Source organism: Agrobacterium sp. MCAB5, assembly GCF_052114365.1.
Lineage (GTDB): Bacteria > Pseudomonadota > Alphaproteobacteria > Rhizobiales > Rhizobiaceae > Agrobacterium > Agrobacterium tumefaciens.
This window is the reverse complement of record NZ_JBFREP010000001.1, coordinates 40,362-59,759: the sequence shown is the minus strand read 5'-3', so window position 1 is coordinate 59,759 and position 19,398 is coordinate 40,362. Positions and strand designations below refer to the sequence as shown.

Sequence of the window (19,398 nt, the reverse complement as noted above, 5' to 3'; positions counted from 1 at the left end):
AAGCTTATGCGCTTTCCTTCGGCGTCAGAACCTGACGACCGCGATACATACCGGTCTTCAGATCGATATGGTGCGGACGGCGCAGTTCGCCGGAGTTCTTGTCTTCAACGTAGGTCGAAGCCTTGAGACCGTCAGCCGAGCGGCGCATGCCGCGCTTGGACGGGCTTGTTTTTCTTTTTGGTACAGCCATTTTTGTTACTCCACTTTAGCGGCGAAACAACGTAACCGGCCATAACCAAAGGCCGAATGTCGGGTGTCTCGATATCGGAAATTTGGCGCGCTTATACATGCCCAAACGGGCTTTGACCAGCCCTGACGCGCATTTTTTCCGATTAAGCCGGTTTGCTGCGACGAGCGGGCGGCAGGCCTTTGCAAATCATGCTTCACTTCCTATCAAAAACCACGAGTTCCCTAAAGTGGTTCATGTCCCTGAATTCACAAAAAGCTGGCGCGCGCATCTCGATTATCGGCGCTGCCGCACGCAGTTTTTCCAGCTCTTCATCCAGCATCGCCTGCCATCGCGGCAGGCACTCCGGATCGAACCAGCGCGTGACATAAGCCAGCGTAATATGGAATTGATAGGTGTCGTGATCGGGATGCCGATAACCGAAAGCTTCGGCAAAGCTATCCCGCCACAGCGCAATGATCCGGTCGTCTTCGGCGCTGGCACCCTTCAGCACCAGCCCCGTCGGCTTGAGACCAGTCACCTGCATATTGAAACCAGGCAGGCCCGGAAAATCCGCCAGACGATCGCAATAATACTCCGTCATCGTGTCGATCGGAGTATCGAGTCGCATGTCTTCCGGCCAGTAGGGAAATGCACGGCGATATTCGATAATGCCCTGAAATACCGTCATATGCAGGCTGGAAACCGGTGTGCAGGCCAGCTGCGATGCCTCGGGCATATCCAGAAGACGCTGGCGTGTCCCGATGATCGCGCTTTCGGTTTTCGACCCTTCAACGAGATGGCAGACCACGGTATTGCCCGGCTCGAGCAGGAATTCACCATCCGTATTATAGCGGCGACCCAAATGGCGCGGCGGCTGATCGTGGCTGGCAGCGGAAAAAGATTCCAGATCTTTTGAAACGAGCGGGGCGTGCATGGGGAACTCCTTTTGAGACGTTTCCCCTAATCTGCGCACGCAACAAACCAATGACACCAATCGGTCAATGGCCGGTCAATTCCCGTCAATGCGCCTCGTCCCAGTTGTCGGCCGCGCGGGCATCCACCTTGAGCGGAACCCTCATGGAAATAGCCGGCATGGCTGCATTTTCCATCACCGAGACGACGATGGGCAGGGTCTTTTCGATTTCCCCTTCCTCGACTTCGAAGATGAGTTCGTCATGTACCTGCAGCAGCATGCGGGCGGAAAGCTTCTCCGCCTCCAGCACCGGCTCGATACGGACCATCGCACGGCGGATGATATCGGCTGCAGACCCCTGGATTGGTGCGTTGATGGCTGCACGCTCGTTGAAGGCCTTCATGGAAGGGTTGGAGGAGCGGATTTCCGGATAATGCGCGCGGCGGCCGAAAATCGTCTCGACATAGCCGTTCTCGCGGGCGAAAGCCTTGGTCGCTTCCATGTAATCGCGAATGCCAGGAAAACGCTCGAAATATTTCTTGATATATTCGCCCGCTTCGGAGCGCGCGATGCTGAGCTGGTTGGCAAGGCCGAAAGCGGAAATACCGTAGATGATGCCGAAGTTGATGGCCTTGGCACGTCGGCGCACTTCAGACGGCATGCCTTCCACCGGCACCCCGAACATTTCCGATGCGGTCATCGCATGAATGTCGATGCCGTTTTCGAATGCGCTGCGAAGCTGCGGAATGTCGGCGACATGGGCAAGCACACGTAGCTCGATCTGGCTGTAATCGGCGGAAAGAAGCTTGTGTCCGGGGGTGGAGATGAAGGCCGTGCGGATCTTGCGACCTTCCGCCGTGCGCACCGGAATGTTCTGAAGGTTCGGCTCCGAGGACGACAGGCGCCCCGTGGTGGTGGAGGCCAGCGCGTAGGACGTGTGAACCCGTTTCGTCTGCGGATGGACATATCCGGGAAGCGCATCCGTATAGGTCGATTTCAGCTTGGTCAGCTGCCGCCAGTCGACGATCTTTCGCGGTAATTCGGCACCTTCCGCCGCCAAATCTTCGAGAACCTGCGCCGATGTCGACCATTGGCCCGTCTTGGTCTTGGAGCCGCCAGGCAGGCCCATCCTGCCGAACAGGATATCGCCGAGCTGCTTTGGCGATCCGATGTTGAAACGCTCGCCTGCCAGTTGGTAGACTTCCTCTTCGAAAGCAGCCGCCTTCTGGGCGAGTTCACCGGAGAGACGCGACAGGATCTGTCGGTCCACGGTGATGCCACGCTCCTCCATATGCGCCAGTACAGGCACCAGAGGGCGCTCCAGCCGCTCATACACACTGGTCAGCCGCTCTGCGGCAAGCCGGGGCTTCAGCACCATCCACAGCCGCAGGGTGACATCCGCGTCTTCGGCGGCGTAAGCGGTCGCCTTGTCAATATCGACGAAATCGAAGGTGATGCTCGACTTGCCCGATCCCGCCACGTCCTTGTAGGCGATCGGCGTGTGGCCGAGCCAGCGTTCGGAAAGCGTATCCATGCCATGCGTGGTTTTTCCCGCCTCAAGAACGTAGGAAATCAGCATGGTATCGTCGAAACTCTGCATGACGACGCCGTGGCGCTTCATCAGCAGGTAGTCATATTTGAGGTTCTGCGCGATTTTCAGAACGGCGTCGTCCTCAAGAAGATCCTTTAAACGTGCCAGCGCCTCGGCAAACGGCACCTGTCCTTCAGCAAGCCTGATGCCATCGCTGAAAAGATCGCCACCGGAGCCGGTCTTGTGCGTCAATGGCACATAGGCAGCGCGGATATCGGTGCCTGAGGCATCCTTGCCGTTATCGGCAATCGCCAGCGAAAAACCGACGAGTTCCGCCTGCATGGGGTCGAGCGAGGTCGTTTCCGTGTCGAAGGCGACGACACCTGTTTCGCGGGCAGCGGCAACCCAACGATCCAGCTCCGCCAGATCCCTGATCGTCGTATAGGCGGTCGTGTCGATCTTGGCGGCGGAGAAAACCGTCTGCCGTGCGGTGGCGAGATCGGTGGGCGCACTGCCCTCCCCTGTCACCTTCCGTGCCGGAGCGTTGGTTGACGCTGGCACAGCGGTCTTGTCATCAGCTGCGGCAACTGCAGGCGCGGCATCGAGGTCTGGTCCATGGGCATCAGCGCCCCATTGCACCGGCACATTGGCGGCTTCGATGGCCGAGGCGTCGCTATCGGTGGCTTCAGCCACCCGGCGCGTCAGCGTCGTGAACTCCATCGCCTTGAGGAAAGCGATGAGTTTCGGGCCGTTCTGCGGTTCGAGCACCAGTTCTTCCAGAGACTGCTCCAGCGGCACATCGGTTCTGAGCGCCACGAGCTGTCTGGAAAGGCGGGCAAGATCGGCATTGGCGATGATATTCTCGCGGCGTTTCTGCTGCTTGATTTCTCCTGCCCGCGCCAGCAGCGTGTCGAGATCGCCGTATTCTTCCAGCAATTGCGCGGCCGTTTTCGGCCCGATACCAGGAATACCCGGAACATTATCGGTGGAATCGCCGGTCATCGCCTGAAGGTCGATCATCTTTTCCGGGGCTACACCCCATTTTTCGACGACATCGGGAACGCCGATCTGCTTGTCCTTCATGGCGTCGTACATATGCACATTGGCCGTGACGAGCTGCATCAGATCCTTGTCGGAAGAAATGATGGTGACATCGGCGCCAATCGCCTCCGCCTGACGGGCGTAAGTGGCGATGATGTCATCCGCCTCGAAGCCTTCCGTCTCGATGCAGGGAAGGTTGAAGGCCCGTGTCGCCTCGCGGATCAGGCCAAACTGCGGCACCAGATCTTCCGGCGGTGCGGTGCGGTTGGCCTTGTATAGATCGTACAGCTCGTTGCGGAAGGTTTTCGACGAATAGTCGAAAATCACGGCAAAATGCGTGGGCGTGACGCCGACATCAGTATTGCGCGCATCCTTCAGGAGCTTCCACAACATGTTGCAGAAGCCGGAAACGGCGTTGACCGGCAGCCCATCCGACTTGCGGTTCAGCGGGGGAATGGCATGGAACGCCCGGAAAATGAAACCGGAGCCGTCAACGAGGAAGAGATGATCGCCTTTTTTCATGGCGATATGGATAGCGCGGGGCCGTTTTGACGTCCACAGAAAGTTCAAACAACGCACCGCAAAGCGCACGGGGCTAAGCCGCTGGAGGCACCGGCGAAATTCGCGTGAACCTTACGAATTTGTAATAGATTTTCCCTTGAAAAGCCGCATTTGCACACACATTTCTTAGGGGACGGCGCCTGATCACGCCGTAGTCTGATTGTAGGCTCGTCCCCCGCCGCATCAGACCGGACAAAGGCCTTCCCCCCCCTCTCCGGGCCTTTGTCCTCTTATATGACCGCCATGGCCGTCCCCTCCCGGCCATGGCGGTTTTTATTTGTGCCGGGTTTCTGACTGGCATAAACATATCATGCGATATATATCCCACTATCGAAATTGCGCGATTGCGCCGACCAGATGCCAGACGGATTGATGAATGGGTTTTTCCCGGGACGAATCGGCGATCTATCTCGCCGCAAAAATGGCGAGGGAATTCACCATGGCGCTCCAGAAGAGAGCTGCCGCGCTGGGGTTTTCTCCTGGACAATTCCCCATCCTCATCGAACTGTGGCATGAGGAGGGACTGACGCAACGGCAATTGCTGGATAGAATCGACGTGGAGCAGGCGACGCTTGCCAATACGCTGTCCCGCATGGAGCGCGACGGGCTGATCGTGCGCAAATCCCACCCAAGCGACCGCCGCGCGCAGATCATCGAACTTACCCAGCGCGGCAGGGATCTCGAGGCGAACGCCATTGCCGCTTCCGAAGCCACGGAAGATACGCTGCTGGCGGATTTCCGCCGTTTCGAAAAGCAGCTTCTGCTGGAATATATGCGCCGGGCGATCGACCGCGCCAAAAAAGCGAAATAGCATTTACAACTCGAAACGCTTTCTTTGCTCCTGGCTTCTATCGCCTGCAGCCTCCAAGGTTTTGTTTCCGCGCAGTTTAGGACGGAAAATCACTTCGCACTTTTCCTGAACTGCTCTATCGTTCCGGCGGCTGCGCGCTTGCCGATTCAACGACACGTCAGCCCCTTGTTCCCACGCGATGCGCGATACCAGGATGTTTCGTCCATCGCCGGGTTGCGACAGACATGACAGGATCAGCGATGACAGACGTTTCCCCCATTCTTTCCACGGCCGACGACAACCTCACCTCCAGCCTCGAGCGATTGTTCGAACTGGTGCGCATCCCGTCCATTTCCACGGACCCCGCCTACAAGGCGGAGTGCCGCAAGGCGGCGGAATGGCTGGTCAGAACGCTTGAATCACTGGGCTTTGCGGCTTCCGTTCGCGACACGGCCGGTCATCCAATGGTGGTGGCGCATCACGACGCCGCGACAAAAGACGCGCCGCATGTGCTTTTCTACGGCCATTACGATGTGCAGCCGGTCGATCCGCTCAATCTCTGGGAAAACGATCCGTTCGAACCCGCCGTGAAAGATATCGGCGGCGACCGGCAGGTGATCACCGGGCGTGGAACGGCTGACGACAAGGGTCAGCTGATGACCTTCGTGGAAGCCTGCCGGGCCTATAAGGCAGTCAATGGCAGTCTGCCCGTGCGCGTCACCATTCTTTTCGAGGGCGAGGAAGAATCCGGTTCGCCCTCGCTGAAGCCGTTCCTCGACGCCAATGCCGATGAGCTGAAGGCCGATTATGCACTGGTATGCGATACCAGCATGTGGGACCGCGATACGCCCGCCATCGCCGCCGCCCTTCGCGGCCTGGTCGGCGAGGAAATCACAATCACTGCCGCCGACCGCGACCTGCATTCGGGCCTTTTCGGTGGTGCGGCCGCAAATCCCATTCACATCCTGACAGATATTCTCGCCGGCCTGCATGACGAGACCGGCCGCGTGACACTTGCCGGCTTCTATGACGGCGTGGAAGAAACCCCCGCCAACATCAAGGCTTCCTGGGAAACGTTGGGCCGCACCGCCGAAGCCTTCCTCGGCGAAGTCGGCCTCTCGATTCCATCGGGCGAAAAGGGCCGCTCCGTGCTGGAGCAGACCTGGGCTCGTCCAACGGCGGAAGTCAACGGCATCATCGGCGGCTATACCGGCGACGGCTTCAAGACAGTTATCGCCGCAAAGGCCTCTGCTAAAGTGTCCTTCCGTCTCGTCGGAGAGCAAGACCCGAAAGCGGTTCGCGAGAGCTTCCGGAACTATGTCCGCTCCAAAATTCCAGCCGATTGCTCGGTGGAATTTCACGAGCATGGTGCATCGCCGGCTATCCAGCTTTCCTATGATTCGCCAGTGCTAACGAAGGCGAAAAACGCGCTTTCGGAAGAGTGGCCCAAACCTGCCGTCGTGATCGGCATGGGGGGCTCGATCCCCATCGTCGGCGATTTCCAGAAGATGCTGGGCATGGATTCGCTGCTCGTCGGTTTCGGCCTTACCGATGACCGCATTCATTCGCCGAATGAAAAATATGACCTGCAGTCGTTCCACAAAGGTATCCGCTCCTGGATCCGCATTCTCGACGCCCTTTCCGCGAAGTAGTCAAAAAGAAAGGAGGCGCCGGTTACCCGATGCCTCCTCGTTCTCTTATATTTTGGTGGTTCAAAACAAAAAGGCCGGGCAAGCCCGACCTTTCCACCCGTTTTTCGTCAGTGCCAGTACATCCGTGGTCAAAGCGTTCAAACGGTCCGATGCTCCAGAGCGCGCCAACAAAGTCGACGCTGCTTTTCACGATCAGGATCGGCTGCTTTGGTTAATCTTTGGTTAACGCAACAACAGCAGCACTTTAAAAGCACCAGCCTGACAATTCCGTGCGGAGCACTGTTGAACCCTATATTGGTATGCACTCCAGCTTTTTCAAGAGCGGCCGGACCCGGTGCACCTTCCAAAAGAAAAAGGCCGGAAAAATCCGGCCTTTCATATTCATACGAATGACCCGTTCAGGCCAAGCCGCTTATCAGGAAGCGACGAGCTCGCCTGCAGACATCTTGCCCGAGCGACGGTCCTGCGTCAGCTCGTAGGAGAGCTTCTGACCGTCGTTGAGGGAGGTCATACCAGCGCGCTCAACGGCGGAGATGTGAACGAATACGTCCTGCGAACCGTCGTCAGGCTGAATGAAGCCGTAGCCCTTGGTTGCGTTGAACCACTTTACTGTACCAGTCGCCATAACGATTTCCTTCCGTTGGCAAATTGTATTTGCACTGCGCGCAGTGCGGTCTTGGGTCGAATTTGAAGGAAAGATCGTCGTGTGCACCTAAAAAAGGCGCCGAAGCTCTGGTCGTCAAACAAATATCGATGCGCGAACACCTAGGTTGGAAGGGCCTGAAAGTCAAGTTTCTTTGAAAAAGCCCGGTGATTTTTGTGAAGCGTCGGCAAATGAAAGTCGCCGGAAACAAGGCCTTAAACAGCAAAAACCCGGCGCGGGAGGAGGTGCGCCGGGTTCTTGAAACTGACTGACAATTGGGAGGAGGAGTATTGTCAGTCCAATCGGGCGACGCTGGGAGGAGGAGTGCGTCGCTTCGATGATTTGAAGATACAGGATCTCCGCTCAAAAAACAGACGTTTCATCGCAGCGCAGCATTGCATAAAATGCATAGCTATTTCGCGACACCTTGAAGCCTCTTGGCATACCGCCTAATAAATACGCATGACCATCGAATCCGTCAGAGCGTTTTTCACCGAGAATTCCCCCGAAGTGACCGTTATCGAAACGGAAACGAGTTCGGCGACAGTCGCTTTGGCTGCCGAAGCGCACGGCGTCGATCCCGGCCAGATTGCCAAAACGATCTGCCTGAAGGCGGGCGACACAATTCTTCTCGTCGTTGCCGCCGGCACGAAGCGGCTCGACAATCGTAAATTCCGCGATCACTTCGGCGCCAAGCCGCGCATGCTGGGGGCGGAAGAAGTCGTTGCGGTTACCAGCCATCCCGTCGGCGGCGTGTGTCCTTTCGGATTGCCTTCTCCCCTTCCGGTGTTTTGCGACATATCCCTGAAAAACTATCCCGAGGTGGTTCCGGCAGCGGGTGCCACCAATGCGGCGGTAAGGATTTCGCCTGACATGATGGCGCGACTGACGGGAGCGGAATGGGTCGACGTCTGCCAATGACGCCGATTTGATCCGGCAAGGACTTAACCCCGCCTTAAATTGCCGCATTTAAACTCTTCATCCTGGATTAAGGATCGCGCAGGCATAGAGGCCTGAAGTGCGAACGGTTTCGGGAATATAAGGAGCGACTTCGGCTGGATGGCAGGCAAGGGTAAATCACGCGATCGGGTAGAGCCTTCCTTCGGGGATTTCCACGAATCCGGTGACGATCTGCGTCTTGATGCCAGCGAGCGCATTGGCGGAACCGCAAAGCAGCCCGCCAGAAAACCGAAGTCCACATCCGGCCGCGCCAAACCGCAAAAAAAGGAAAAGCGCACACGCAGTTCCGGCGGTGGCGCAACAGGCTTTATCCGGTCCCTCGTTTACTGGTGCATCGTGCTCGGCATCTGGGGTGGTATTGGCGTTGCCGGTCTTGTCCTTTATTACGGCGCGCGCATGCCGAGCGCCAGCAGTTGGACCATTCCCGAACGCCCTCCGAATGTGAAGATCGTTTCGGTGAACGGCAGCGTGCTTGCCAATCGCGGCACCACGGGTGGCGAGGCTCTCGCGCTTGAAGACATGTCGCCCTACCTTCCACAAGCGGTCATGGCGATCGAAGACCGGCGGTTCTATTCCCATTTCGGTGTGGATCCGCTCGGCCTGGCCCGCGCCATCGTAACCAATGTGATGACGGGACGAACAGTGCAGGGCGGCTCGACGCTGACGCAGCAGCTGGCAAAAAACCTGTTCCTCTCACAGGACCGGACGCTGGAGCGCAAGGTGCAGGAAGTGCTGCTGGCCTTCTGGCTGGAGCATAAATACACCAAGGACCAGATCCTCGCGATGTATCTCAACCGCGTTTATTTCGGTTCCAACGCCTTTGGCGTCGAAGCCGCTTCCAGACGCTACTTCAACAAGTCCGCGCGCGACGTCAATCTTGGCGAGGCGGCAACGCTTGCCGGACTTCTCAAGGCCCCCTCGCGCCTTTCACCGGCGCGCGACCCGCAGGCGGCGGAGGAGCGGGCGCAGGTCGTTCTGAGATCCATGCGCGATGTCGGGTTCATCACCGATGACGAGATCAAGACCGCGATGTCGCAGCCGCCGACCAAGGCCAAACGTTTCTGGTCCGGTGCCGAACATTACGCTGCCGATATGGTGATGGAGGAAGTTCGTGGCCTGATTGGCGACGTCAAGCAGGACATCGTCGTCGATACGACCATCGACCCCAATCTTGAACGCGACGCCGAAAAAGCACTGACCCATGTTCTCCAGGGTGATGGTAAAAAGCAGGGCGCCTCGCAAGCGGCTCTCGTTTCCATCGATGGTACAGGCGCAATCCGGGCCGTGGTCGGCGGGGCGGATTATGCCGAAAGCCAGTTCAACCGGGCCGCCAAGGCGAAACGGCAACCCGGATCGGCGTTCAAACCCTTCGTATACGTCGCCGCGCTCGAATCGGGTCTGACCCCCAGTACCATTCGCAATGACGGGCCGGTCCGTATCGGAAACTGGACACCGGAAAATTATGAGAAGAAATATCGTGGCGAAGTGACGCTTGCCACTGCGCTTGCCAATTCACTGAACACGATCGCTGCGCAGCTGGTGATGGAAGTCGGTCCTGAGCGGGTGACGCAGGTGGCGCATCGCATGGGTATCGAATCGGAGCTTCAGAACAACGCCTCCATCGCACTCGGCACCTCGGAAGTGTCACTGATGGAGCTGACCGCCTCCTACGCTCCCTTCATGAATGGCGGCTACAAGGCGACGCCGCATATCGTCAAACGCATCTCCGATGCCGACGGCAAGGTGCTTTATGAAAACAGATACGACAACCCGCCGCGCGTGCTGAGCGAGGAGATCGCCGCGACGATGAACGGCATGTTGTCGCGCGTCATCACCGAAGGAACAGGGAAAGCCGCCCGCCTCCAGGGTTGGCAGGCAGCGGGAAAATCCGGCACGACACAGTCTTTCCGCGACGCGCTTTTTGTCGGCTACACAAGCAATCTGACAACGGGCGTCTGGTTCGGCAATGACGACGGCACATCGATGAAAAAGGTCACCGGCGGTGGCTTGCCTGCGAAGGCCTGGAAAGATTTCATGACCGCCGCCCATTCCGGGCTCTCGCCTTCGCCACTCTTCGGTCTCGGCGCAGGCGGCGTGCCGCCGCTTGGGGAAATACAGCAACCGGCGCCCGAGAGCGCGCCTTCCTCCATCGGCGACATCATTTCCAATGCTCTCGGCGGCGGCGGAACGACAAACACTCGAGCCTATCCCGAAGCGCCCGTCTCGCCAAACGCTGGTCAGCCGGGCGTCCCCATGCCGCCTGGAAACATCCCTTCCCGCGATATCGAACCCGGCTATTCAGCCGACAATGGACCTGTGCCGCCAGCCGATATCGGCGGCCGGGCGCCGGCAACTTCCGGGCCGAAGCAGACGACCCTTCTTGATATTCTGATGGGAAATTAATTGCCTTTTGGGTAATCGGCTCGCCGGTTACCCGGCAAGCGATGGGCCGGCAACGATCCTGTCGCCTTTCCCGCAAATACTCAATTTTCCAAAGACTTGATTACACCGAATGGGCAGCCAACGCAGCCAAGAGCGGAGACCACACTCGTGTTTGCAACATATGCGTGCATCCACGTTAACCGTAGATTGCTATTTGCGCAAAAACGATTACATTTCGGATGACTTTTTACGGTAAATGAATTATTAATCGTTCATATAAATTAATTTTCTTGTTTCAAAATAACTTTTCAGGGCTTCATATTATGCTGGGTACTAAAAGCTCATCGCATGCCGTGTTTTACGGCGCCCCTTATCCTGCGGCTGTCACTTTCGACGCGGCGGAAACACAACCTTCCATTTCAGAAACCAACACGTCGGTGTTCCTGCGCAGCCAGTTTGTGCTCAAAAGAACGATCGACATTGCAGGGGCGTCCATCGCCCTTGTCGCACTCGCGCCCGTATTGCTGACCGTCGCGGCGCTGGTCAAACTCGACAGCAAAGGGCCGGTCCTGTTCTCACAAGTCCGTTGGGGCATGAACGGGCGAAAGATAAGGGTCTATAAATTTCGCTCGATGCGGACCGAACTGGGCGATGCCACCGGCGTGGCGCAAACGGTAAAGAACGATCCGAGGATAACCCGGATCGGCGCCGTGCTTCGCCGCACAAATGTCGACGAACTGCCACAACTCATCAACGTCTTGAAAGGCGACATGTCGCTGGTGGGTCCGCGCTGCCATGCCATCGGCATGCTGGCCGCCGGCCGTCTTTATGAGGAACTTGTTCCCCACTACCACCTGCGGCACCGGATGCGGCCAGGCATTACCGGTCTTGCCCAGATGCGGGGTTTGCGCGGCCCGACGGATCGCAGTGACAAGGCGCGTGCCCGCATCGTGTCCGATCTTTATTACGTCGACAATTTTTCCGTCTGGCTGGATATCAAGATCATGATCGGAACGGTCATTTCCGAATTGCGCGGCGGCAAGGGTTTCTGATCTTTCAGAAATCAGACAGATAGAATCAAAAAAGCCCGGCAGCGATGCCGGGCTTTTCTTATGAAATCACCATATTCCGTCAGTTTATCGGCACGGGAGCCGCAGCCGGATCCGGCAGCGGCGCCGGGTTTGCCGACAGCGTGCGCAGATAAGCGATGAGATCGGCGCGTTCCGTCTCCTTCTTCACACCCGCAAAGCCCATGGCCGTGCCGGGAACGTGTTTCTTGGGAGCTTCGATGAAGTAGCTGAGATGATCGTAATCCCAGTGCACGGAACCGCCCTTGGAGAAATCCTTCATTGCTGCGGAGTAGCTGAAACCCGCATGGCTGGCGATCGGCCGGTTGACGATATCGAAGAGATTGGGGCCGACCTTGTTTGCACCACCACTCTCTCCGGTATGACAGCTCGTACACTTCTTGAAGACCGCCTCACCCTTGGCAGCATCCGCGCTAGCGAGCAATTTCGCGATCGGGGTTGCCGCTGCAGCGGGTTCGCCTGCAGCCTCGCCGCCGCTCGCTTCCGCGACGATGGCGTAACCTTCCTTTTCCGGGGTGGGCGCATGAAAAATGCCCTCAGACGCAATTGACACCGACATCAGAACGAAAACCGTGCCCAGCAACGCCCCAACGCCCATATTTACATAAGAATTCATCTATATGCGCTCCCTCGCATCCGCTCCATATAACCGGGCATCTTGAAATTATTCAAAAGCTATGGCTTTTGCACAGCCTGCGCAACTTGAATAATATTCCCCACTCCGTGACGTTTTGACACTTTTCGGTTGGGATTTGAAGGGTGTCGGATGAAGAATCGGGAATTCGAGAAAGCTGTCGTCCTTATACCGGCGCGGATGGCATCGACACGGCTTCCGGGCAAGCCTCTCGCGGATATTGGCGGCAAACCGATGATTGTGCAGGTTGCACTCAGGGCGCGTGAAGCTGGCGCGACGCGCATCGTCGTTGCAGTCGATGACGAACAGGTATTTTCAGCCGTAAAAAATGCCGGTTTCGACGTAATGATGACGCGAGATGATCACCAATCCGGTTCGGACCGCATTTTCGAGGCGCTGCAGAAGGCCGACCCCTATGGCAACGCCGAATATGTCATCAATGTTCAGGGCGACCTTCCGACCATCGAAGCGGAAACGATCCGCGCCTCGTTGCGCCCGTTGGAAAATGTCGCCGTCGACATTGCCACGCTGACGGTTGAGATCACCGACGAGGAAGAAAAGACCAATCCGAACGTGGTGAAAGTGGTTGGCAGCCCGCTTTCCGAGACGCGATTGCGCGCGCTTTATTTTACCCGCGCGACTGCGCCCTATGGCGACGGACCGCTTTATCATCACATCGGCCTTTATACCTATCGCCGCGCCGCCCTTGAAACGTTCGTGAGGCTTCAGCCTTCGCCACTCGAAAAGCGCGAAAGGCTGGAACAATTGCGCGCGCTGGAAGCGGGCATGCGTATTGATGCCGAAATCGTTCACTCCGTGCCGCTTGGCGTTGATACGCCGCACGATCTCGAAAAAGCCCGCACTATTCTCGCAAACCGAACCCTCTGATGGATAATTCCATGACCTTGAGCACAAACCGCATTGCCTTTCAGGGCGAATTTGGCGCGAATTCCGACATGGCATGCCGCGACATGTTCCCGGATATGGAGCCTTTGCCGTGCCCGACATTCGAGGATGCTTTCAACGCCGTCGAAAACGGCGAAGCCGATCTCGGCATGATCCCGATCGAGAACACGCTGGCCGGTCGCGTTGCCGATATCCATCATCTGCTGCCGGAATCACGCCTTCACCTCATCGGTGAATATTTCATGCCGATCCGCTTCCAGCTGATGGTTATACCGGGCGTGAAGAAAGACGAGATCCGCACCGTTCACAGCCACATCCACGCGCTTGGCCAGTGCCGCAAGATCATCCGTTCCAACGGCTGGAAGCCAGTCGTTGCCGGCGATACGGCTGGAGCGGCGAGACTGGTTTCTGAAAAGGGTGATCGCAGCATGGCAGCGCTTGCACCGCGTCTTGCCGCCGGTCTCTACGGCCTTGATATCATGGCTGAAAATGTCGAGGATTCAGAAAACAACATTACCCGTTTCGTTATTCTTTCGCGCGATGAGAACTGGGCCAAACGCCAGTCCGAAGGCGAAGCACCAGATGAAACCATCGTCACGACCTTCGTGTTCAATGTCCGCAACATTCCGGCGGCGCTTTATAAGGCAATGGGCGGTTTCGCGACGAATGGCATCAACATGACGAAGCTGGAAAGCTACCAGCTCGGCGGAAGGTTCGTGGCAACGCAGTTCTATGCCGATATCGAAGGCCATCCGGATGACGAGCCGGTGCGGCACGCGCTGGACGAGCTGCGCTTCTTTTCCGAGAAGGTCCGAATTCTCGGCGTCTACAAGGGTCATGCGATGCGCGGCAAGCTCAACCAGAGCTGAGCCTGCCGCAAATCTTCATTTCGTCCATTCCACCCAGTCGCGCATCAGCCGGTGCGCGATGGCACCGCCCGGAGGCGCGGAAAAGTCCTCGCCCGCAGCAGCCTCCAGCATCGTGGCCACCTCCGCCCGCGTGAACCAGCGGCAATCCTCCAGCTCGATCTCATCGCGGGAAATATCGAACGAGAGAGCCTCGGCATAACAGCCGATCATCAGCGTGTGCGGCATCGGCCAGGGCTGGGAAGCGTGATAGCGCACGCGGCCGATTTCGACGCCGGATTCTTCATGCGTCTCGCGGCGCACGGCCTGCTCGATCGTTTCGCCCGGCTCCACGAAACCGGCGAGGCAGGAATACATGCCCGGCGCAAAATGCGCGCCGCGTCCGAGCAGGCAAAGATCGCGCTCGATATCGATCGTCATCATGATGACAACGGGATCGGTTCGGGGAAAAATGGTGTGATTGCAGGCGGCGCATATGCGCTTGTAGCCGCCGATACGCAATTCCATCGTGCCGCCGCACCGTCCGCAGAAGCGGTTGTCGGCATTCCAGTGCGTAAGGCTGACGGCCTGGGCAACCTCGCTCAACAATTCCTCATCGAGAAGATGATCGCGATAAAGGGTGCGGGCATCGGCCAGCTTGTAGTGGCTCGCGAGCGTGTCTTCCGTGACGGCCACCGGCACCGCAATTCTCGGTTCGCCGGTTTCGCGGTATCCAAGCAGAACGGCATTGTCGAAATCCGGCTGCAATTCCGCCAGCTCATAGGCGGAAAACAGGGGATCTATGACCTGCTCGTCATGTTTCAGGACAAGCCGGTTGCCGGAGAAGGCAAAAATATGGGTGCCATCGACTTTCAGCGCATCGGCAACGCAGTCTTCCGTCCGCTTCTCGGCGAATCGGTTGAGGGCGTTCTTGGAAAAGGCTGTCAGCAGGCTTGCTTCGGGATGGGGAGCAGTGGTTTCGAAAATAGTCATTGAGATCATCAGAGCGCGCCGGATATTTTTTTCATCAAGGATTCCTTTTCGCCCGGGCCATAGGGCACTGGCGTCCCGTGACCCCAGATTGGGCCGGGCCAGCAGGTGTCGCCTTCGTTGCGGGCGATAATATGGACGTGAAGTTGCCGGACGATATTGCCCAGCGCGCCGACATTGATCTTGGTGGCCCCGGTAACGTCCTTCAGCGCGGAGGCGACGAGATTGGTCTCGAACGTCAGCACGGCCTGATCGAGCGGAGTAAGATCGAACAGCTCGCTGGCGCCGCCTCTCTGTGGCACCAGCACCAGCCAGGGCCAGCGGCTGTCGTTCTGCAAACGCAGCTCGCATAGTCCCAAACGCATTACAAGCGCACTGTCGCGCGCCAGCCTGTCGTCCAGCCGGAATGTCTCCAAGGCGTCCTCCATGTTTGTTTTCATTGTGATAGCAGTTTTTTGAAGGCTTGGCTTGCATTTGCTTTCGATATTGCCGATATGTGGCCCCGGGAGGTTGGTGGTGGACGAGCCACTCGCCAACCGGGTCAGGTCCGGAAGGAAGCAGCCCTAACGAGCCAGGCACGGGTCGCCGTGCCAGCCTCCCACCCTTTTTAAATTCCGCTCAGCTTTCGCCGGGCCGGTTCAGCCTGAAAGCGGCCCCTGCGTATCGGCATGATGTGCAGACTTTAGAGGAATAGAGCGTGCCTGATGCGTCCAATGGGACGCACGGCGCTCTAGGACAAACTGGCAAAATAAACTGGCGAGGCGATGAGCGACACCTTACCCACCACATCAAGCGAATCCCCGGGCGGGACCGGCTACCGGGTACTGGCACGCAAATATCGTCCGAAGGATTTTTCCGATCTGATGGTCGGCCAGGAGCCGATGGTCCGCACGCTGACGAATGCGTTCGAGACCGGCCGCATCGCGCAGGCCTATATGCTGACCGGCGTTCGCGGTGTGGGCAAGACGACCACCGCGCGTATTCTTGCACGCGCGCTGAACTACAAGACCGACACCATCGACAAACCGACCATCGACCTGCGTATCCCCGGCGAACATTGTCAGGCGATCATGGAAGGCCGTCATGTCGACGTGATCGAGATGGACGCTGCCTCCCATACCGGTATTGACGACATTCGCGAGATCATCGAGCAGGTGCGTTACCGCCCGGTTTCGGCGCGCTATAAAGTCTATATCATCGACGAAGTGCACATGCTCTCGACGCAGGCCTTCAACGGTCTTCTGAAGACGTTGGAAGAGCCGCCGGAGCATGTGAAATTCATCTTCGCAACCACTGAAATCCGCAAGGTTCCGATCACCGTGCTGTCGCGGTGCCAGCGCTTCGACCTGCGCCGCATCAGCGCCGCCGATCTCGTCGGCCTGTTCACTGCCATTGCCGGCAAGGAAGGTTTCGAGGCCGAACCGCAGGCGCTCTCAATGATTGCCCGCGCGGCTGAGGGTTCCGCCCGTGACGGTCTTTCCCTGCTCGATCAGGCGATCGCCCATGGCGGCGGACACGTGGAAGCCGAGGCGGTGCGCGGCATGCTGGGTCTTGCCGACCGGGCGCGCATCGTCGATCTTTTCCAGCACATCATTAAAGGTGATGTCGCGGCGGCACTTTCGGAATTCAACGGTCAATACGAGGCAGGCGCCAACCCCGTCGTCGTGCTGAACGACCTTGCCGATTTCACTCACCTCGTCACCCGCATGAAATATGTGCCGGATGCGGCGGAAGATCCCTCGCTGTCCGAGATCGAACGCGTGCGTGGCGCGGAATTTGCCGAGACAATCGCCGTGACTGCGCTGTCGCGTATCTGGCAGATGCTGCTCAAGGGTATTCCGGAAACTGAAAATGCCTCACGTCCTGCGGGTGCGGCCGAAATGGTGTTGATCCGCCTTTCGCACGCCGCCAATCTTCCGGCACCGGAAGACGCGGCGCGACGCCTGCTCGAACTTTCCAACAGCGATGGCGGCTATTCCAATGGCGCGCCTTCGGGTGGCGGCAATGGCGGCGGCACTCGCGCCTATTCCTCAGGACAGACAGTGGCCGCAGGAAGACCTGTGGAGCTTTCCGCCCAGAGGCCGGCAAGCTCGCAGCCTTCGACCATGCTGCGCGCCGTGCCTGACAGCCGCCCGCAGGAAATGCAGGTCGCGGCACCAAAAACCGAAGAACGGCCGGAGCCGAAGGTTCCCGTCAACTCTCTTCAGGACATTGCCGACCTGTGCCAGAAAAATCGCGATCCCGTCATGCGGGCGAAGGTTCGCAACTTCGTGCGGCTGGTGCGGCTGGAGCCGGGCCGGCTCGACATGCGCCTCGGCGATGGCGCACCCGGATCGCTCCCCGGCGAGCTTGGTGTGAAGCTGAAAGAGTGGACCGGTATCCACTGGATCGTCAGCCTTAGCAAGGAACAGGGTCAGCCGACGCTGGTTGAAGCAGAGGGCAGTGCGCGCGACGCCCGCCTCGTGGATGCGAGGCAGGACCCTGACGTTGCAGCCATTCTTCAACAGTTTCCAGGTGCTAAAATCACCGACGTGCGCATTCGCGTCACCCAGCAGGACGAGCCGGACGAGATCGCCCCGCCGCCTTCGGTTGCCGAATCGAGCGAGGGCGACATCCTTCCCGGCGACGACATCGAATTTTAATACATAACAAAAACAGGAGTTTGGCACATGCGCGACATCATGGGCATGATGGGCAAGGTCAAGGAAATGCAGGCCAAGATGGAAAAGATGCAGGCGGATATCGCCGCGCTTGAAGTCGAAGGCAAGTCCGGCGGCGGTCTCGTCACCGTGAAGCTGAATGGCAAGGGCAGCCTGCTGGGCCTGAAGATCGATCCGTCTCTCTTCAAGGAAGACGACGTCGAAATTCTCGAAGACCTGATCGTCGCCGCCCACAATGACGCCAAGGAGCGCGCCGAGGCCATCACCGCTGAAAAGACCAAGGAAATCACGGCTGGCCTGCCGATCCCGCCCGGCATGAAGCTGCCGTTCTGATATTCTTACGAATTCAGACTTCCAGCATGGCGCGGAACCGGCTCGCAAGCGGGGTGCCGAGATATGCGGCACGTTCGTCCCTGGTAAGCTGCATGGGGCGGAAGCGCTGGAGAATGACCGGTATGGGCAGTTTCGTTCCCTGATAGGGTTCGAAAGCGATGCCTTCGCCGGCGCTGAGCATTCCACCTTTCAGAACCCGGCAATAAAAGCCCGGCTGCCCCGCCTGCCGAAAACGCGGCGCGAAGCCGGGATCGCCGAGCCGGGCTGACAGGGTGGCGCAGGGAATGCGGGCGGCGGTCACTTCCAGCACCACTTCCTCGGCTGAAAACCTGTCGCCGACATGCAGTTTTGCACTATCGACACCTTCCAGAACCAGATTTTCCCCAAAAAATCCGGGCTCAACCACAAAACCCAGCGTACGCGACCAGAAATCGAGATCGGCAGAGCCCATGGCGTAGATCGCCTGATCCGGCCCGCCGTGATGTTTACGATTGCAGACAGCGTCGCTGACGATGCCTTGCGCATCGACCATCACCGCGCCCTGCACGGCATGTTTGAAAATACCCGTCTTCGCCGTCTTTCCCGGCAAGGCCTTCGCCTCGCCCCGGCACACTGCCCGTATTTTCATGGACTGCCCTTCGCGCTTCATGATTCCCGTTTCCCGATTTATGCAGTAGAAAGCGCTCATGGCAAAACGAGTCACCGGTCCCGAAATCGAAAAACTGATCCAGCTGCTTGCAAAAGTACCGGGGCTTGGGCCTCGCTCGGCGCGGCGGGCGGCGCTGCATCTCATCAAGAAGAAGGAACAGCTTCTTGGACCGCTGGGCCACGCGATGGGTGAAGCCTATGACAAGGTGAAGATCTGCTCGTGCTGCGGCAATGTCGATACCATCGATCCCTGCACGGTCTGCGCCGATGATAGACGTGACCAGTCGGTCATCATCGTGGTGGAAGACGTGTCGGATCTGTGGGCGCTGGAGCGAGCAGGCGCCATGAATACCGCCTATCATGTGCTTGGTGGCACGCTGTCGCCGCTCGATGGCGTCGGGCCGGAAGATTTGAACATCAAGGGACTGATCGATCGCGTCAGCGCCGGCGGTATTCGCGAGCTCATCATCGCCGTCAATGCGACGGTGGAGGGACAGGCAACAGCCCATTACATCACCGACCGCCTGGCCGATCTCGGCATCAAGATCACCCGCCTTGCACATGGCGTGCCTGTTGGCGGCGAGCTGGACTATCTCGACGAGGGCACATTGACGGCGGCGCTGCGCGCTCGCACAACGATCTGACGCCTTCT

At 58.3% G+C, this 19,398-nt stretch carries 18 protein-coding genes and 1 other RNA gene; 11 read left to right on the top strand and 8 right to left on the bottom strand.

What is annotated here, in order from left to right; genetic code table 11:
• Window positions 1-4: 4 nt before the first annotated feature.
• From rpmF to polA, 3 genes are all read right to left on the bottom strand, one after another.
• Complete coding sequence (rpmF, locus tag AB4Z23_RS00270) at window positions 5-190, bottom strand: 50S ribosomal protein L32 (protein WP_003514347.1); 186 nt, start codon at window positions 188-190, stop codon at window positions 5-7.
• Window positions 191-383: 193 nt separating this feature from the next.
• Window positions 384-1,103 carry a DUF1868 domain-containing protein gene (locus AB4Z23_RS00265; protein ID WP_145166473.1) on the bottom strand — a complete coding sequence of 240 codons (720 nt, stop codon included), beginning with the start codon at window positions 1,101-1,103 and terminating at the stop codon, window positions 384-386.
• Window positions 1,104-1,188: 85 nt separating this feature from the next.
• Window positions 1,189-4,176, bottom strand: a complete 2,988-nt coding sequence (polA, locus tag AB4Z23_RS00260) for a DNA polymerase I (protein WP_421476274.1) — start codon at window positions 4,174-4,176, stop codon at window positions 1,189-1,191.
• A 415-nt stretch (window positions 4,177-4,591) separates the two neighbouring features.
• Here polA and AB4Z23_RS00255 point away from each other — a divergent pair, with 415 nt between their 5' ends.
• Entirely contained in the window at window positions 4,592-5,026 is a 435-nt protein-coding gene (locus tag AB4Z23_RS00255) for a MarR family winged helix-turn-helix transcriptional regulator (RefSeq protein ID WP_003514340.1), read from the top strand.
• A 239-nt stretch (window positions 5,027-5,265) separates the two neighbouring features.
• Window positions 5,266-6,657 (top strand): dipeptidase, encoded by a 1,392-nt coding sequence (locus AB4Z23_RS00250; protein ID WP_421476272.1) that lies wholly within the window; start codon window positions 5,266-5,268, stop codon window positions 6,655-6,657.
• A gap of 415 nt (window positions 6,658-7,072) precedes the next feature.
• Here the strand turns inward: AB4Z23_RS00250 and AB4Z23_RS00245 are convergent, their stop codons facing one another.
• A complete protein-coding gene (locus AB4Z23_RS00245; protein WP_003514335.1) occupies window positions 7,073-7,282 on the bottom strand; it encodes a cold-shock protein in 210 nt (69 codons plus the stop codon).
• Window positions 7,283-7,762: 480 nt separating this feature from the next.
• Here AB4Z23_RS00245 and AB4Z23_RS00240 point away from each other — a divergent pair, with 480 nt between their 5' ends.
• The 3 genes from AB4Z23_RS00240 (at window position 7,763) to AB4Z23_RS00230 (ending at window position 11,694) form a co-directional block, all read left to right on the top strand.
• Window positions 7,763-8,221, top strand: a complete 459-nt coding sequence (locus tag AB4Z23_RS00240; RefSeq protein ID WP_421476270.1) for a YbaK/EbsC family protein — start codon at window positions 7,763-7,765, stop codon at window positions 8,219-8,221.
• A 138-nt stretch (window positions 8,222-8,359) separates the two neighbouring features.
• A complete protein-coding gene (locus AB4Z23_RS00235; RefSeq protein WP_025592033.1) occupies window positions 8,360-10,663 on the top strand; it encodes a transglycosylase domain-containing protein in 2,304 nt (767 codons plus the stop codon).
• Between the two features lie 302 nt (window positions 10,664-10,965).
• Window positions 10,966-11,694 (top strand): sugar transferase, encoded by a 729-nt coding sequence (locus AB4Z23_RS00230; RefSeq protein WP_003514330.1) that lies wholly within the window; start codon window positions 10,966-10,968, stop codon window positions 11,692-11,694.
• Between the two features lie 79 nt (window positions 11,695-11,773).
• On the opposite strand, the gene AB4Z23_RS00225 is transcribed toward AB4Z23_RS00230, so the two are convergent.
• Window positions 11,774-12,346: a c-type cytochrome gene (locus AB4Z23_RS00225; RefSeq protein WP_003514328.1), complete on the bottom strand. Its 573-nt coding sequence runs from the start codon at window positions 12,344-12,346 to the stop codon at window positions 11,774-11,776.
• A 150-nt stretch (window positions 12,347-12,496) separates the two neighbouring features.
• Between AB4Z23_RS00225 and AB4Z23_RS00220 the strand changes: the two genes are divergently transcribed.
• Both AB4Z23_RS00220 and AB4Z23_RS00215 read left to right on the top strand, forming a co-directional pair.
• Entirely contained in the window at window positions 12,497-13,252 is a 756-nt protein-coding gene (locus AB4Z23_RS00220) for a 3-deoxy-manno-octulosonate cytidylyltransferase (RefSeq protein ID WP_421476268.1), read from the top strand.
• Between the two features lie 11 nt (window positions 13,253-13,263).
• Complete coding sequence (locus AB4Z23_RS00215; RefSeq protein ID WP_421476266.1) at window positions 13,264-14,139, top strand: prephenate dehydratase; 876 nt, start codon at window positions 13,264-13,266, stop codon at window positions 14,137-14,139.
• Window positions 14,140-14,154: 15 nt separating this feature from the next.
• On the opposite strand, the gene nudC is transcribed toward AB4Z23_RS00215, so the two are convergent.
• Window positions 14,155-15,117, bottom strand: a complete 963-nt coding sequence (gene nudC / locus AB4Z23_RS00210; RefSeq protein ID WP_421476264.1) for an NAD(+) diphosphatase — start codon at window positions 15,115-15,117, stop codon at window positions 14,155-14,157.
• Window positions 15,117-15,545, bottom strand: coding sequence for an HIT domain-containing protein (locus tag AB4Z23_RS00205; RefSeq protein ID WP_161986907.1), 429 nt, complete (start codon window positions 15,543-15,545; stop codon window positions 15,117-15,119). Before AB4Z23_RS00205 ends, nudC begins: the two co-directional genes overlap by 1 nt.
• Before the next feature lie 65 nt (window positions 15,546-15,610).
• Between AB4Z23_RS00205 and ffs the strand changes: the two genes are divergently transcribed.
• The 3 genes from ffs (at window position 15,611) to AB4Z23_RS00190 (ending at window position 18,098) form a co-directional block, all read left to right on the top strand.
• An RNA gene (gene ffs, locus AB4Z23_RS00200) (signal recognition particle sRNA small type) lies at window positions 15,611-15,707 on the top strand.
• A 162-nt stretch (window positions 15,708-15,869) separates the two neighbouring features.
• Entirely contained in the window at window positions 15,870-17,747 is a 1,878-nt protein-coding gene (locus AB4Z23_RS00195; RefSeq protein WP_421476263.1) for a DNA polymerase III subunit gamma/tau, read from the top strand.
• Window positions 17,748-17,774: 27 nt separating this feature from the next.
• Window positions 17,775-18,098: a YbaB/EbfC family nucleoid-associated protein gene (locus AB4Z23_RS00190; protein WP_003514318.1), complete on the top strand. Its 324-nt coding sequence runs from the start codon at window positions 17,775-17,777 to the stop codon at window positions 18,096-18,098.
• A 13-nt stretch (window positions 18,099-18,111) separates the two neighbouring features.
• Here AB4Z23_RS00190 and AB4Z23_RS00185 read toward each other — a convergent pair whose 3' ends face one another.
• Window positions 18,112-18,747, bottom strand: a complete 636-nt coding sequence (locus AB4Z23_RS00185; protein WP_162714127.1) for an MOSC domain-containing protein — start codon at window positions 18,745-18,747, stop codon at window positions 18,112-18,114.
• Window positions 18,748-18,784: 37 nt separating this feature from the next.
• Here AB4Z23_RS00185 and recR point away from each other — a divergent pair, with 37 nt between their 5' ends.
• Entirely contained in the window at window positions 18,785-19,390 is a 606-nt protein-coding gene (gene recR / locus AB4Z23_RS00180) for a recombination mediator RecR (RefSeq protein WP_003514308.1), read from the top strand.
• The last annotated feature ends 8 nt before the right edge of the window (window positions 19,391-19,398 follow it).

What these genes read in the sequence shown, in the direction of transcription:
- rpmF (WP_003514347.1), bottom strand. Translation starts at nt 190, where the DNA reads ATGGCTGTACCAAAAAGAAAAACAAGCCCGTCCAAGCGCGGCATGCGC.
- AB4Z23_RS00265 (WP_145166473.1), bottom strand. Translation starts at nt 1,103, where the DNA reads ATGCACGCCCCGCTCGTTTCAAAAGATCTGGAATCTTTTTCCGCTGCC.
- polA (WP_421476274.1), bottom strand. Translation starts at nt 4,176, where the DNA reads ATGAAAAAAGGCGATCATCTCTTCCTCGTTGACGGCTCCGGTTTCATT.
- AB4Z23_RS00255 (WP_003514340.1), top strand. Translation starts at nt 4,592, where the DNA reads ATGGGTTTTTCCCGGGACGAATCGGCGATCTATCTCGCCGCAAAAATG.
- AB4Z23_RS00250 (WP_421476272.1), top strand. Translation starts at nt 5,266, where the DNA reads ATGACAGACGTTTCCCCCATTCTTTCCACGGCCGACGACAACCTCACC.
- AB4Z23_RS00245 (WP_003514335.1), bottom strand. Translation starts at nt 7,282, where the DNA reads ATGGCGACTGGTACAGTAAAGTGGTTCAACGCAACCAAGGGCTACGGC.
- AB4Z23_RS00240 (WP_421476270.1), top strand. Translation starts at nt 7,763, where the DNA reads ATGACCATCGAATCCGTCAGAGCGTTTTTCACCGAGAATTCCCCCGAA.
- AB4Z23_RS00235 (WP_025592033.1), top strand. Translation starts at nt 8,360, where the DNA reads ATGGCAGGCAAGGGTAAATCACGCGATCGGGTAGAGCCTTCCTTCGGG.
- AB4Z23_RS00230 (WP_003514330.1), top strand. Translation starts at nt 10,966, where the DNA reads ATGCTGGGTACTAAAAGCTCATCGCATGCCGTGTTTTACGGCGCCCCT.
- AB4Z23_RS00225 (WP_003514328.1), bottom strand. Translation starts at nt 12,346, where the DNA reads ATGAATTCTTATGTAAATATGGGCGTTGGGGCGTTGCTGGGCACGGTT.
- AB4Z23_RS00220 (WP_421476268.1), top strand. Translation starts at nt 12,497, where the DNA reads ATGAAGAATCGGGAATTCGAGAAAGCTGTCGTCCTTATACCGGCGCGG.
- AB4Z23_RS00215 (WP_421476266.1), top strand. Translation starts at nt 13,264, where the DNA reads ATGACCTTGAGCACAAACCGCATTGCCTTTCAGGGCGAATTTGGCGCG.
- nudC (WP_421476264.1), bottom strand. Translation starts at nt 15,117, where the DNA reads ATGATCTCAATGACTATTTTCGAAACCACTGCTCCCCATCCCGAAGCA.
- AB4Z23_RS00205 (WP_161986907.1), bottom strand. Translation starts at nt 15,545, where the DNA reads ATGAAAACAAACATGGAGGACGCCTTGGAGACATTCCGGCTGGACGAC.
- AB4Z23_RS00195 (WP_421476263.1), top strand. Translation starts at nt 15,870, where the DNA reads ATGAGCGACACCTTACCCACCACATCAAGCGAATCCCCGGGCGGGACC.
- AB4Z23_RS00190 (WP_003514318.1), top strand. Translation starts at nt 17,775, where the DNA reads ATGCGCGACATCATGGGCATGATGGGCAAGGTCAAGGAAATGCAGGCC.
- AB4Z23_RS00185 (WP_162714127.1), bottom strand. Translation starts at nt 18,747, where the DNA reads ATGAAGCGCGAAGGGCAGTCCATGAAAATACGGGCAGTGTGCCGGGGC.
- recR (WP_003514308.1), top strand. Translation starts at nt 18,785, where the DNA reads ATGGCAAAACGAGTCACCGGTCCCGAAATCGAAAAACTGATCCAGCTG.